The 13,752-nt window shown below is 50.6% G+C and carries 12 protein-coding genes; 7 read left to right on the forward strand and 5 right to left on the reverse strand.

All coding sequences use genetic code 11. The annotated features are described in order from the left end of the window. Positions 1–5 precede the first annotated feature (5 nt). The 4 genes from EHT87_RS20305 to EHT87_RS20320 all read left to right on the forward strand — a co-directional run bounded on the left by EHT87_RS20305 (position 6) and on the right by EHT87_RS20320 (position 6,753). Complete coding sequence (locus tag EHT87_RS20305) at positions 6–608, forward strand: SprT-like domain-containing protein (protein ID WP_124908494.1); 603 nt, start codon at positions 6–8, stop codon at positions 606–608. After that, positions 583–4,011, forward strand: coding sequence for a type IX secretion system sortase PorU (porU, locus tag EHT87_RS20310; protein WP_124908495.1), 3,429 nt, complete (start codon positions 583–585; stop codon positions 4,009–4,011). The genes EHT87_RS20305 and porU overlap by 26 nt, the downstream gene beginning before the upstream one ends. Positions 4,012–4,127: 116 nt before the next feature. Beyond that, positions 4,128–5,384 carry a type IX secretion system outer membrane channel protein PorV gene (gene porV, locus EHT87_RS20315; RefSeq protein ID WP_124908496.1) on the forward strand — a complete coding sequence of 419 codons (1,257 nt, stop codon included), beginning with the start codon at positions 4,128–4,130 and terminating at the stop codon, positions 5,382–5,384. A gap of 85 nt (positions 5,385–5,469) precedes the next feature. Further along, positions 5,470–6,753, forward strand: coding sequence for a M16 family metallopeptidase (locus tag EHT87_RS20320; RefSeq protein ID WP_124908497.1), 1,284 nt, complete (start codon positions 5,470–5,472; stop codon positions 6,751–6,753). Between the two features lie 87 nt (positions 6,754–6,840). On the opposite strand, the gene EHT87_RS20325 is transcribed toward EHT87_RS20320, so the two are convergent. Continuing rightward, the gene (locus EHT87_RS20325; protein ID WP_124908498.1) at positions 6,841–7,758 is read right to left on the reverse strand and encodes a PfkB family carbohydrate kinase; all 918 of its coding nucleotides are present in this window, start codon (positions 7,756–7,758) and stop codon (positions 6,841–6,843) included. Positions 7,759–8,034: 276 nt separating this feature from the next. Between EHT87_RS20325 and cysS the strand changes: the two genes are divergently transcribed. From cysS to EHT87_RS20340, 3 genes are read left to right on the forward strand one after another with little or no spacing between them, the layout of a single operon-like run. Next, a complete protein-coding gene (cysS, locus tag EHT87_RS20330) occupies positions 8,035–9,534 on the forward strand; it encodes a cysteine--tRNA ligase (protein ID WP_124908499.1) in 1,500 nt (499 codons plus the stop codon). A 19-nt stretch (positions 9,535–9,553) separates the two neighbouring features. Then, positions 9,554–10,552, forward strand: a complete 999-nt coding sequence (locus tag EHT87_RS20335) for a M28 family peptidase (RefSeq protein WP_124908500.1) — start codon at positions 9,554–9,556, stop codon at positions 10,550–10,552. Continuing rightward, complete coding sequence (locus EHT87_RS20340) at positions 10,542–11,009, forward strand: hypothetical protein (RefSeq protein ID WP_310587565.1); 468 nt, start codon at positions 10,542–10,544, stop codon at positions 11,007–11,009. The genes EHT87_RS20335 and EHT87_RS20340 overlap by 11 nt, the downstream gene beginning before the upstream one ends. Positions 11,010–11,024: 15 nt before the next feature. On the opposite strand, the gene nadD is transcribed toward EHT87_RS20340, so the two are convergent. From nadD to EHT87_RS20360, 4 genes are all read right to left on the reverse strand, one after another. Further along, positions 11,025–11,597 carry a nicotinate (nicotinamide) nucleotide adenylyltransferase gene (gene nadD, locus EHT87_RS20345; RefSeq protein WP_124908501.1) on the reverse strand — a complete coding sequence of 191 codons (573 nt, stop codon included), beginning with the start codon at positions 11,595–11,597 and terminating at the stop codon, positions 11,025–11,027. 36 nt (positions 11,598–11,633) lie between these two features. Next, entirely contained in the window at positions 11,634–12,233 is a 600-nt protein-coding gene (gene gmk, locus EHT87_RS20350) for a guanylate kinase (protein ID WP_124908502.1), read from the reverse strand. 6 nt (positions 12,234–12,239) lie between these two features. Continuing rightward, entirely contained in the window at positions 12,240–12,539 is a 300-nt protein-coding gene (locus tag EHT87_RS20355) for a zf-HC2 domain-containing protein (RefSeq protein WP_229321205.1), read from the reverse strand. Between the two features lie 84 nt (positions 12,540–12,623). Next, entirely contained in the window at positions 12,624–13,238 is a 615-nt protein-coding gene (locus EHT87_RS20360; RefSeq protein ID WP_124908503.1) for a sigma-70 family RNA polymerase sigma factor, read from the reverse strand. Between the last annotated feature and the right edge of the window lie 514 nt (positions 13,239–13,752).

Genomic DNA, 13,752 nt, shown 5'->3' on the forward strand with positions numbered 1-13,752 from the left:
TGGGAATGGAAGTACGTCGTATTTTAGAAAAACACCTGCCGGACCATGCCGTCTCCTATTGTTATGATTTGTGGAAAAACCACCCGTTTACGTTTGTAGCGTCGCGTCCACGGCGCACTAAACTGGGCGATTTTCGCGTTGAACGGGGCACCGAGTTGACCATTACCGTGAACAACGACCTGAATCCGTACGCGTTCCTGATCACCTATCTGCACGAAGTGGCTCATTTGCTGGTGTATCAACGCTACCGCCGGTTTGGGCAGCCGCATGGGCCGATCTGGAAACGAACCTTCCGGGAAGTTATGCAGCCGGTGTTGCAGGAGTCGGTTTTTCCATCGACGGTATTGATTCCATTGAAAGATTATCTCAGTAATCCGGCGGCTTCAACGGGCGCTCATCCAACGCTGACCCGCGCGCTGCGGCAACTGGATGTACAACCCGCCGGCCAGCAGTTACTGGTTGAAATGCCGGAAGGCGAAAGCTTCCGTTTTTTGCAGAAAGAATACATCCGGGGTATAAAACGGCGGACGCGCGTCGTTTGTACAGAGAAGACTACAGGTTTGAAAGTGTCGATTTGGGCGCATGTTTGGGTGGAAAAAACGGAATAAATGCGGGTTAGCGGTTTATCTGCTTCTGTTTGGATTGGGCCTGAACGCACGGGCGCAACCGTTGCCGTCGGTATTGGCCGAAGGCCAATGGCTGAAAATCGGCGTTACCAAAACCGGTGTCTATAAACTTGATGCGGCTTTTCTGACGAAGTCAGGCGTCGCCGTTTCCAGTCTCGATCCGCGCACGATTCGAATTTTCGGCAACGGTGGGGCGGCACTACCGCAGGCGAATAGCCAAGCCCGCCCGCGTGATCTGACGGAAAACGCCATCCTGGTAACCGGTGAAACCGACGGGCGGTTCGACGCCGGGGATGCCGCCTATTTTTTTGCCGAAAGCCCGCATCCGATTGCGTATGATTCGACCGCCAGACGGTTCTCGCACCAGATCAATCCGTATACCGATACAACCTATTATTTCCTGACTTTTGGGCAGAAAACCGGCCAACGAATTTCCGCGCAGCCAGCGATTCCGCAATCGGGTACGGCCATCACTGAATTTGACGATTATGCCTACTACAAACCGGGTGGCGAAATGACCAACCTGGTTCGGTCGGGGCGGGAGTGGCTGGAATACCTCGGAATCGGAACGGATAAAACCGTTTCGTTCACCCTGCCCGGTATTGTGGCGGGTTCCCCCGCACTCATTACATCGGACGTCGTGGGCCGCGCCCTGATCAATACGCAGTTTCAGTTGAAATGGAACACGCAGGTGATCGGCACGCAGCCCATCGAAAGTGTAACCGATTATACGTATGACCGAAAAGGTCGTCAAAACCGCCAGACGTTTACCCTAACGCCCGCTTCGCCGGCAAGCCCCGTTACCATATCGCTGACGTATGATAAAAACGGACAGGGCTACCTGCAATCTTTAGCGATTCAGACCCGGCGCGCCCTCCGTCGGTATGACGAACCGTTTCTGTTTCGATCGCTGGAATCGGTTCGGTACGCCGTGGTCCGGTATGTGGTTCAGCAAGCCAGTGCTGCCATGCAGGTCTGGGACGTCACCAACCGGCAAACGCCGGTTTTGATGCCCGTAACCATCAATGAAAAACAGGAGGGGAGCATCGCGGCCCCGGGAAACCGGTTGCGGGAATACCTGGTTTTTTCGCCGGAACAGGCGTATACGCCCGAAACGATAACCGCGATTACCAACCAGAATCTGCAGACCCAGGCTACGCCCGACCTGCTGATTGTGACGCCGGTAGCCTGGCGGACGCAGGCGGAGCGGCTGGCTGATTTTCGCCGGAAAAACGATAAGTTGGATGTTCTGGTGGTTAGTTCGCCGGAAGTTTATAACGAATTTGCGTCTGGCCAGCCCGATCCGACCGCCCTTCGGGATTTTGCCCGTCGACTGACCAACCAGACGCCGGGTAAGTTAAAATACGTACTGCTTTTTGGGGATGCTACGTTCGATTACAAAAATTATTCGAAGCTGCTGACTCCAGGCCAACTGGCGGCTACCATTCCCACGTACGAAAGCCGGGAGTCGCTGCATCCGGTTTTGAGTTACAGTTCCGACGATTATTTCGGATTTATGGAAACCGCAGAGGGCGAGTGGACCGAAGATTTTTCGGGCGATCACACGCTCGACATCGGGGTGGGCCGGTTGCCCGTCAAGTCGGTCGGGGAGGCCCGGATTGTGGTTGACAAACTGATCCGGTATGCAGCTACGGGTAAAGTGCCGGGCGACTGGCAAACCAAAATCGCTTTCGTCGCGGACGATGGTGACCGGGATTTTCCGAATATTCACCAAATCGATGCCGACCGGCTTGCCCAGAAAATTTCCGCCCTGCGCCCGCCGTTCCGGACCGAAAAGCTTTATCTGGATAGTTTTACGCAGGAATCGAGTCCCGGCGGTCAGAAGGCACCGGTTATGAACCAGACGATTACCAAAGCATTGAATGACGGGCGGTTGATTATAAACTACACCGGCCACGGTGGCGAGTCGGGCTGGGCGGAGGAGCAAATTGTTACTTTGCAGGACATTCTGGGCTGGACCAATCAGCGGCTTCCGATCTTTGTGACGGCAACCTGTCAGTTTGGTCGCTACGACGATCCGGCGCAGACATCCGGTGCCGAACTGGCTTTGCTGAATCCGCAGGGAGGCTGTATTGCCCTGTTGACGACTGCCCGACCGGTTTATGCCAGTACGAATTATTTGTTGAATAACGCTTTTTACGATGCGCTCGCCCAAAATACCGCCAGTGGTGCTCCCCGCCTGGGCGACTTGATCCGGATTACGAAAAATGGTAGCCTAAGTGGCAGCCTGAACCGCAATTTCACCTTGCTAGGCGATCCGTCCATGCAGTTGGCCTTTCCGACCGCCAAAGCGACCCTGACGCGCATCAATGGGAAGGCCATCGGACCGAAGGCCGATACGCTTCAGGCGCTGCAAACCGTTCGGCTGGAGGGCGAAATCCGGCAGGCCGACCTGCTGCTAAACCAGTTTAACGGTTCCGTAAAAGTTACGCTGTTTGACAAAGCCGATACAATGACGACCAACGGAACGGAATATAGCCCGCCGATGAACTATGCGGAATACCGCAACCCACTTTATACGGGCCAGGTCAGCGTTCGGAACGGCCAATTCGTTTGCCAGTTTGTTATGCCCAAAGATTTGGACTATCGCATTGGATTGGGAAAAGTATTTATCTATGCCGTTCGGGCCGATAGTCTGGTGGAAGCCGCCGGGAGCTATGATAATTTATTAATCGGTAGCAGTGTCCTGAATCCGGTGGCCGACACGAAGCCTCCCACCATCCGTCTGTTTATCAATGATACGACCTTTGTCGATGGCGGAACGGTTTTTGGACCGATTACTACACTGATTGCCAAACTAAATGACGAAAATGGCATCAATATTGCGCGCAACGGTATTGGCCACGAAGTAACGGTTCGGCTGAACGGCGGTCCGCCGGTTGTGGTGAATGAGTATTTTAGGGCTGACCCTGATACGTACCGGAGCGGGGTAGTGCAGTATAGCTGGTCTAGTTTAGAACCAGGGACGTATACAGTTCAGTTGAAGGCGTGGGATGTTTACAATAATCCGGCAGAATCTACGTTGAAATTTGTAGTTTCTGCCCAACCGGCTCTGGTCATTCAGTCGGTTGCTGTAACACCCAACCCATTTCAGGAACAGGCAAACTTCGGTTTGCAACACAACCGCCCCGGCGATGCGTTAGAAAGTACGCTACTGATTGCCGATTTGAGCGGCCGAACAGTGAGTGAACGAACCGATCGATGTTTCAGTTGCAACCCGTCTATTTCCGGACTAAGCTGGAACGGAACCATGTCGAGCGGAGCAGCGGTTATACCCGGTTTGTATGTTTATAAGCTTGTATTGCGTTCAATGTCTGATGGCTCGATGGCTATATATTCGGGCAAGTTGCTCTACGTTAGATAGTTATAAAAATATATTACAGACTACCTTTTATATTCTATCTTAAACATCGTAAATTTGGCGTTCTTTCCCTGGTTACCCAACGAACGCGCTGATTCGGGAGTTAATTAACCTCTTTTATGACACGTACCTTATCGTCAATTTGTTTACTTGGTTGCCTGACACTTCCTTTACTTTCAAACGCCCAGGGGGCGGGAGCGGCTTTGACGGGACAAGACACGGTTGCCTACCGGATTCCCCAGATGGCGCTGCCGTTTCTGAATTTTACGCCCGATGCGCGGAGTGCCGGTTTGGGTGATGCAGGTGTCGCACTGAGCCCTGACGCCAACGCGGTCTTCTGGAATCCGGCCAAGCTGGTGTTTGCCCAGAAAGATCACGGCCTGGCGCTGTCCTATACGCCCTGGCTGCGGAGTATTGGCGTAGACGATATGTACTTTACGTTCTTATCGGGCTACAAGAAAGTGAGCCGGAACGACGTAATCGGCCTTTCGTTGATGTATTTCGACATGGGAACCATCGACTTCACCACCATTCTGGGTCAGCCGGCCGGTTCGTTCAACTCCAAAGAATACGCCGTTACGGCTTCGTATTCCCGCCGGTTGTTTCAGAACTTTTCCATGGGCGTCAACCTGCGGTATATCAACTCGAACCTGTCCGGCAACTATTCTGTCAACGGCGTGTCGCTGAAACCGGCTTCCACGGCCGCTGTCGACATCAGCGCCTTCTACCAGAATGAAGTGCGTGACGATGTTACCGGAAAAGGATTCAAATGGTCATTTGGCGGTATTATTTCCAACATCGGCGGTAAAGTGTCGTACGGAACGTCTGAACCCGCTCCGATTCCAACCAATCTGAAATTAGGTACGGCCCTGACGCTGTATACCGATAAATTCAACAAGTTTAACTTTGTTCTTGATTTGAACAAGTTAATGGTGCCGACTCCGCCCGTGTATCAAACCGTCAATGGTGTGGTGCAGTATAATGGCGGAAATCCTGTGATCGCTCAGGGGAAAAACCCGAATCGGTCGACGCTGAGCTCCATCTTCGGTTCGTTCTCCGATGCTCCCGGCGGTTTCTCGGAAGAAGTGAAGGAAATCAACATTGCGACGGGGATCGAGTACTGGTATAATGAGCAGTTTGCGGCCCGTTTGGGTTATTACCACGAACCCCGTGTGAAAGGTGGCCGGCAATATTTTACGACCGGTTTAGGAATTCGGCTGCAACAGCAATACGGTATCGACTTTGCTTACCTGATTCCGGTCACGCAAGGCAGCCCACTGGCGCAAACGTTCCGGATTTCGCTGATTATCGACATCGATAAAAAAGCCAAATCGGTTGAAGCTGACGATTCCGACGACAACGGAAATCAGGAATAACAAGACATAAAGGTTACAGTGACGATGGCACTCTTCGGGAGTGCCATTCTTTTTTTATAGCTTGAGCATTGCAATTGATTGAACAATGGAAGTCGTAAACCGAACCGAAGCACCCGAGTATAAACGAATTGAAGAAGTCCGAATTCCGGCGATAGCGACGCTGACAATGGACAATGGCCAGCCGATGTACTGGATCAATGCCGGCCAGCAACCCGTGATCCGACTGGAAATTATCTTTGACGCCGGCGCCTGGTATGAACCGCTGCCGGGCTTGTCGTCGCTTGCGATGAAGATGCTGACGGAAGGCACCCGATCACATACATCGGCACAGATTAGTGAATATTTTGACCGTTACGGCGCTTTTCTGGAACAGCAAAGCGGAACGAACCGCGCCAGTCTGACGGTGTATGGCCTGACGAAACACTTGCCCGCGATTTTGCCGATGGTTCAGGAGATGCTGACGGATTCGGTGATTCCGGAAAAAGAGCTGAGCCACCAGAAAAACATTGCCCTGCAAACGCTGCGGGTTAATCTGGAAAAAAACAACTTTGTCGCCAGCCACTTGATCCGGGAAAAAGTTTTTGGCAAGAACCATCCGTATGGTAAAAATCAGAAATTGGAAACCCTGGAAGCAATTGATCGGGACGGGGTTGACGCCTATTATCAGCAGCGAATCCGGCACCAGCCGTTCCGCATTATGGTGGCGGGGCAAATCACCGAAACGGAGCTGACCCTGATCAATCATTACCTGGGTCATCAGGTGATTGAAACGGTATTGGAAACCGGCGATGCGAAAAAAACCGCCAGCAGTGATCCGTCGCCGGTTTTGGTGGACAAAGAAGACAGCCTGCAATCATCGATCCGGCTGGGGCGGTTGTTATTTACCCGCAAACACCCGGATTATTTTCCAACCCTGGTGTTGAATGAAGTCTTGGGGGGCTATTTCGGCTCCCGGCTGATGAAAAATATTCGGGAAGAAAAAGGATTTACGTACGGCATCTGGTCGAATATGGCGATGCATCCGAATGAAGGTTCGTTTCTGATCGGAACCGACGTCAAGCGGGAAAATACCCAGGAAACACTCGACGAAATCTGGAAGGAAATCCGTCGGCTGCGCGATGAACCCGTACCGGCCGGGGAACTCGAAACGGTCAGAAACTACATGGCGGGCTCGTACGTGGGCAACCTCAATACGCCGTTTGAAATTGCCGACCGCTATAAAACGGTTTTGTTCGACGGCCTGCCTGCAGATTACATCAGCACACACATTGAACGGATTCGCGCCGTAACGGCGGAGCAGGTGCAGGAGATGGCCAACCGGTATTTGCCGGATGGGTCGCTGATCGAGGTGGTTGTTGGCGGAAAATAAGTACCCACGGACTTTAGTCCGTGCGATTCTATCACAAACTAAAATCCAGAAACAGTGAAAATCTCACGGACTAAAGTCCGTGGGTACTTATTGAATTTCAAATGCCGACAATTGCACAAATTTTGCCACGCGCTCGTTGATTTCGTCCGTTGTTAAATTGAAAAGCCGCTCGGCTCCGAATTTTTCAACGCAGAACGACGCCATGGCGGAGCCGTAAATAATGCCCCGTTTCATGTTGCTGAATGATAAGTCACCGGTGCTGGCCAGATAACCGATAAAACCGCCCGCAAACGTATCGCCCGCGCCGGTGGGGTCAAAAACTTCTTCGAGTGGCAGGGCCGGAGCAAAAAAGATGTGGCCGCCATGAAAAAGCAGCGCGCCGTGTTCGCCTTTTTTGATGATTACGGTTTTGGGGCCCATGGAAGTAATCCGGGCAGCCGCTTTCACCAGCGAATATTCACCGGATAGCTGGCGGGCTTCTTCGTCGTTGACCGTCAACACATCCACCAGTTTGATCACTTCCATCAGGTCGTCCCAGGCGATATTCATCCAGAAATTCATGGTATCGAGCATGATCAGTTTCGGCCGGTTCGGAAGCCGTTCGATGACCTTTTTCTGAATCGCCGGAGCGGTATTGCCCAGCATCAGAAACTCGCAGTTACCATACGATTCAGGAATAACCGGATCGAAATTTTCCATCACATTCAGCTGAACATCAATGGTATCCCGCGTATTCATGTCATTGTGGTATTTGCCCGACCAGAAAAAGGTCTTTTCGCCTTGCCGGATTTCCAGCCCGGTGGTGTCGACCCCGCGGCCTTTAAGGATGTCGATCATGTCCTGCGGAAAATCATCGCCAACGACGGCTACCAGGTTATTTTCGTTCGTAAAATACGATGCTGACAGCGTAATGTACGTGGCGGCTCCGCCGATGATTTTATCGGTTTTGCCAAAAGGAGTTTCCAGGGCGTCGAAAGCCACTGAGCCAACGGTTAACAAACTCATGCTAATGGGGTAAATACAGTGTAAATTAACTTATTGAGATAACCGGCGATTGAATGCCAGATTCAAAAGTCCGCAAACTTTTGGATTTTTCAAATACAGGATGCCGTTTGGACATCCTCGTGTGCGCTTGCAACAAAAGGCTACGGTATGGGCAGCCGGTTGCGAAGATAGGAAAAGTACTCCATTTGCCACTCGTCACAACGCGCTGACTTCCGACGAACATTGTGTAGATTTGTGGTCAAATAGGACCGCATTAGCGGATCGACCGCTTGAAGAATGACAACACCGACGCAACCGCTCAAGTTATATAATACCCTTACCCGCCGGAAAGAGCTATTTGTACCGATGGTTTCGCCTTATGTGGGCTTGTACGTTTGTGGACCAACGGTTTATAATTTCGTTCATTTGGGGAATGTTCGCACGTTTCTGACCTTCGATACGCTTTTCCGGTACCTGACGCACATCGGCTATAAAGTTCGGTATGTGCGCAATATTACGGATGTGGGCCATTTGGTGGGCGATGGCGACGATGGGGAAGACAAAATTGGGCGCATGGCGAAGCTGGAGAAAATCGAACCGATGGAAATCGTGCAGCGCTATACCAATGATTTTCATGCGGTGACCGATATGTTTAATCTCCTGTCACCCAGCATCGAACCCACCGCCACCGGCCACATGGTGGAACAGATTGAAGCGGTTCGGACGCTGATCGATAAAGGCTTGGCGTACGAATCGAATGGATCAGTGTATTTCGACATTATGCAATACAATCAGCAGGGTGGCAATTACGGGAAATTATCCGGCCGTATCCTGGACGATTTACTGAACGAAACCCGGGATCTGGACGGCCAGTCTGAAAAACGGAATCCGCTGGATTTCGCGCTCTGGAAAAAAGCCGCTCCCGAACACTTGATGCGGTGGCCGTCGCCCTGGAGCAACGGTTTTCCGGGCTGGCACCTAGAATGTACCTGCATGAGTACCAAATACTTAGGGAAGCAATTCGATATTCACGGTGGCGGGATGGATTTGAAATTTCCGCACCACGAATGCGAAGTGGCCCAGGGGCAAAGCATTTATGGCGAAGAACCGGCGCGGTATTGGATGCATTCCAACATGCTGACGGTGAACGGACAAAAAATGTCGAAATCGCTGGGCAACTCCTTTCTGCCGTCGGAACTGGTTACGGGAACACACCACCTGCTCGAACAACCGTACAGCCCGATGACCGTGCGGTTTTTTATGCTGCAATCGCATTACCGGAGCACGCTCGACTTTTCGAACGAAGCCCTTAAAGCCGCTCAAAAAGGGTATAAGCGGCTGGTGAACGGGCTGCGAATTGTGAAGACGTTGCAGTATGGGGAGGCAAATGAGGTGGCTGTTGATGAGAAAAAACAGCAGGAAATCGGCAAAGCCATCGCGGATTTTTACGGTGCCATGAACGACGATCTGAACACGGCGGTGGGCATTGCCCAGTTGTTTACGTTACTAAAATACGTCAATATGCTGTACCTGAACCAGTTGCAGCCGGCGGTATTGGGCGAGGATGTTTTCAATCAGCTGAAAGATTCGTTCATCCAGTTCATGGAAGGCGTTTTGGGGCTTACGGAAGAAAAAACCGACAACCATGCGGTATTGGACGGCATGTTGACGTTATACCGGGAGTATAAAAATCAGAAGCAATACGATAAAGTGGACCAGGTCCGTTCTTATTTTAAGGCGCAGGGGCTGGCGATTAAAGATATGAAGCACCGGATCGACTGGGCTTACGAAGAGTAGTCAAACCTTGTGGTAAAACATGCGCCTAAACAATAAAATTAGTCTCTTCTGGCTGGCCGCGGTAATTACCGTCAGTTCCTGCAAAAGTAAGAAACAGGATCAGCAGGAAAACCAGGCTACGGAGGTCAAAACCGTTACGGCACCGGCTTTCAATGCCGATTCGGCTTATGCCTACGTTGAGAAACAAGTCGCCTTTGGACCGCGGGTGCCTAATACGGATGCGCACCGGCGTTGTGGAGACTATCTGATCGCCTTGCTGAAGCAGTTTGGCTGCGAAGTTACCGTACAGAACTTCACGGCCACGACGTATGACAACCTTAAGCTGAACGCCCGCAATATCATTGGAAGTATCAATCCGCAGGCTACCAAACGGATTCTGTTGGCTTCGCACTGGGATTCGCGGCCGTTTGCCGACCAGGATAGCATTGCCAAGACCAAACCGGTGTTGGGGGCCAACGACGGGGCCAGCGGAGTCGGTATTTTACTCGAAATGGCCCGCACCATTCAACAGGCCGGTGCCAAACCTAACGTCGGTATCGACCTGATTTTCTTCGACGCCGAAGATTGGGGCAATTCCGAACAGGCTAAAGACGAATACATCGGTTTTTGTTTGGGGTCGCAATACTGGGCTGCCAACAAGCATAAACCGGGTTATAGTGCCTATTACGGTATTTTGCTCGACATGGTTGGGGCCAAAGGAGCGACTTTTATGAAAGAGGGCTATTCGATGCAGTATGCACCTACCGTAACCAACAAGGTGTGGGAAACGGCCAGTAGCATGGGGTACAACCAGTATTTTGTCGATACCGGACAGGCGGGTCCCGCCATTACGGACGATCATGTGCCTGTTAACAAAGTAGGAAAAATTCCAATGATCGATATTATCCACCTGAAAATGGATTCCGGCAGTTTCTTTAAAGACTGGCACACCGCCCATGATGACATGGATAACATCGACCGCAGTACGCTCAAAGCCGTTGGGCAGGTATTGTTGCAAACGCTCTATAATGAACAATGATTTTTTGAATGAGCCGTTCCTAAGGCGCGTTGAAGCCTTGACCGCGCCTACGTTGCGACGGAGCCGCGGATTCCTTTTTTCATGGTTCATTCTCTACTGGTCATCCGTCATTACCATCGGTTGTTCTGCGCCACCGGATCAGATTGGCAAGCTGGATTTGGTCAAATGGCGCACGGACCGGGGTGGTTGCACTGGGGTGAGAACCTCGCTGGTAGACGATTTCAAGGCCGTTCGGCAGGAATTGAAAGGGAAGTCTTCGAATGAAATTGGCCAGATTCTGGGTCGCCCGGACAGCGAACAACTGGACGACCGCAATCAGAAATTTTACATTTACTTTCTGGAAAAAGGGCCGCATTGTCAGGACCCGAAGGTAAAAACCGGCAGCCGCTCGGTGGCTTTGCGAATCAGTGCGATTGGGTTGGTGACCGAGATTACGTTTCAAAACGGGCGACCCTGATGTGGGCCCGGTTTCCTAAACATAAAACTTCTTCCGCTCGATCATCTCCCCAACCACATCCGGTACCATATACCGAATCGAGCGGTTATTTTTGATACACTCCCGGATAAATGTTGCTGAAATATCCAATAAGGGAGCCTGCACAAACCGGACATTGGGGTGTTGCTCCAGCGGACTGGGCGCACTGTTGGGACGTGGATAGACATAAAGTCCGTAATACTCCAGGATTTGCTCGTAGTTTTTCCAGTTGGGAAACTGCGCCAGGTTATCACCGCCGATAATGAGTTTAAACTGATGCTGGGGGTATTTTTCCTGGAGCCGGATGAGCGTATCGATCGTAAAACTAGGGCGCGGCATCGAAAATTCGAAATCCGTCGCTTTCAGTTTCGAATTATCGGCAATAGCCCGTTCCACCAGATCGATGCGGTCGAACTCGTGCAGCAGACTTTTATTTTTCTTGAATGGATTTTGGGGAGAAACCACAAACCAGACCTGTTCCAGATCCGTGGTCGTTGCCATTGTGTTGGCAATGATCAGGTGGCCGATGTGTATGGGATTGAAAGAACCGAAGAATAAGCCGATTTTCATAGACGGAATGATTTCTGACTAACCACCCGGTTCGTACTATACGACAGTTGCCTGGTTGGGAATGATGTCCTTGTGCAAAAAATCGTCCACAAGCTTTTGGGCTTTGTCCAGCGTTCCCGCCAGATCATCGTTCACCAGAATGACATCGAACTGATCCTGAAAACTCATTTCGAAGTGCACCTTGAACAGCCGTTTTGACAGGCTGTCGTCGGTTTCGGTGCCGCGCGCCAGCAGGCGTTGTTTCAGGGTTTCCTCATCGGGCACCTTCACAAAAATGGCCAGGGCTTTGTCACCGTAGTATTTTTTAAGTTTCAGCCCGCCCTGGACGTCTACATCGAACAAAACGTGCTTGCCACTGCTCCAGACGCGTTCGATCTCGGATTTGAGCGTTCCGTAGAACGCACCGACATAGACTTCTTCCCACTCGACGAATTCGTCGTTGTCGATTTTTTCCTTAAAATCTTCGGGAGTCAGAAAATAATAGTCTTTGCCGTTTTGTTCGGCACGGCCCCGGCGGTCGCGGGTACAGGCGGAGATCGAAAAACCCAGATTCGAATTTGTGGCTAATAAATGCCTGACAATAGTGGTTTTACCTGAACCGGAGGGTGCCGAAAAAATAATCAGTTTGCCTTCCAATGCCGCTTATTTGGTTATTTCTGCTTGAATGGCGGCTGCAATTTTATCGGGGCAGCACTTTTTCTCAACTTTACCCTGCAAGGCTTCTTTAATGCACTTTTCGAGATGATACATATCGATGCAAGGTTTGCAGATATCGATGTGATCCTTAAAATGCTGTTTTTCTGCTTCGCTTGCCCCACCATCCAGAATGGCCTGAATTCGTTTCAGGCAATCGGCCTGATGTTCGCAGCTTTCTTTCATGGGGGCGGTCGCCTGCCTACCCTCTACACCAACCGTAGTCGACGAATGCAATGTGCCTGACATTGGAAATATTTAATTTATTCCAGAAAATGTTCTACAATATATAACTTGCCCTAACAACCCAATATCGATTCCAAAAAGTTTCAGTTAGTCCTCATTTTTATTGTAACCCATCGAAGCTGCATATTCTTTCAGCTTATCTTTCAATAGATTCCGGGCACGGTGTAACCGTGAGCGAACTGTTCCAATTGGAATGTCCAGAATCTTGGCCATTTCCTCATACGTAAATCCTTCGATATCGCAGAGGATAATAACCGTTCGGAAATCGACGGGCAGCGAGTTGAGCGCAGAAGCCACTTCGTCACCAATCATGTCCTGCACCGTTTCGAACCGCAGGTCCGTCGTGTGCTCGGTTTCCGACGCTTCATCAGAGTTGTAGGTTGTCTCTACATCCTGATAATCAACTTTCGCAGGTTCTTTACTTTTCTTGCGATAATCGTTGATGAAGCTGTTCTTCAGAATGCGGAACAACCACGCTTTGGCGTTAGTTCCCTGTTCGAAAGATGAGATAAAACGGAAAGCCTTTAAATAGGTATCCTGCACCAGATCGTTCGCGTCATCTTCGTCCATCGTCAGGCGGAAGGCAAAGTTGTACATGGAGTCGATGTGAGGCATGAACTCCTTGTTGAAGACCTGGTACTTTTGTTCGTCTGTATACCCTTGGAGTTGCGTATCTGACATAATTTCGGGCATCGTCGTCATAAAATTACAAATGAAATTTAAATGGCATCCTTTTTTTTCTCAGGTTCAATACATACGGATGCGTGGTTAGTAGGGATGTTTCATTAAATCAGCGAGTTAACGTGTTAAAAACAATATCTAACGGTTAATAAAAAAATCAACGCTAATGTTTTAATACTACAGCAAAAATCAATCCTACCCGGTCTTAGTGCTACGAATCGCAAGGAACAGGACAAATTGGCAGGACGCAAGCCGGGGGTGATGGATGGTCGGTTAATGCGGATGGAAGGCCAGAAACAAAGAGTGAAGATGCGAACAGACGGAGCCGAAGGATCGCTCAACCGGATTGTATTTTGGTTGATTAGTAAGCCGATAGAAAAACTATTTTTTTTTCTAAAAAAAATTCGCTGCCAACCAGACTTACTTAGCGGTAATTTGACCAAAAACCGCCTTTTGTTCGGTTGGACGGTTTGGTTTCAGATCGGGTATTTGCTGAGAATGCCGGAGATACCGGTGCCATCGAAAAGTGCCGGAA

Source organism: Larkinella knui (genome assembly GCF_003858645.1).
Lineage (GTDB): Bacteria > Bacteroidota > Bacteroidia > Cytophagales > Spirosomataceae > Larkinella > Larkinella knui.

Excerpts from the sequence above, each read along its gene's own strand:
- EHT87_RS20305 (WP_124908494.1), top strand. The coding sequence starts at position 6 with ATGGAAGTACGTCGTATTTTAGAAAAACACCTGCCGGACCATGCCGTC.
- porU (WP_124908495.1), top strand. The coding sequence starts at position 583 with ATGTTTGGGTGGAAAAAACGGAATAAATGCGGGTTAGCGGTTTATCTG.
- porV (WP_124908496.1), top strand. The coding sequence starts at position 4,128 with ATGACACGTACCTTATCGTCAATTTGTTTACTTGGTTGCCTGACACTT.
- EHT87_RS20320 (WP_124908497.1), top strand. The coding sequence starts at position 5,470 with ATGGAAGTCGTAAACCGAACCGAAGCACCCGAGTATAAACGAATTGAA.
- EHT87_RS20325 (WP_124908498.1), bottom strand. The coding sequence starts at position 7,758 with ATGAGTTTGTTAACCGTTGGCTCAGTGGCTTTCGACGCCCTGGAAACT.
- cysS (WP_124908499.1), top strand. The coding sequence starts at position 8,035 with ATGACAACACCGACGCAACCGCTCAAGTTATATAATACCCTTACCCGC.
- EHT87_RS20335 (WP_124908500.1), top strand. The coding sequence starts at position 9,554 with ATGCGCCTAAACAATAAAATTAGTCTCTTCTGGCTGGCCGCGGTAATT.
- EHT87_RS20340 (WP_310587565.1), top strand. The coding sequence starts at position 10,542 with ATGAACAATGATTTTTTGAATGAGCCGTTCCTAAGGCGCGTTGAAGCC.
- nadD (WP_124908501.1), bottom strand. The coding sequence starts at position 11,597 with ATGAAAATCGGCTTATTCTTCGGTTCTTTCAATCCCATACACATCGGC.
- EHT87_RS20355 (WP_229321205.1), bottom strand. The coding sequence starts at position 12,539 with ATGTCAGGCACATTGCATTCGTCGACTACGGTTGGTGTAGAGGGTAGG.
- EHT87_RS20360 (WP_124908503.1), bottom strand. The coding sequence starts at position 13,238 with ATGACGACGATGCCCGAAATTATGTCAGATACGCAACTCCAAGGGTAT.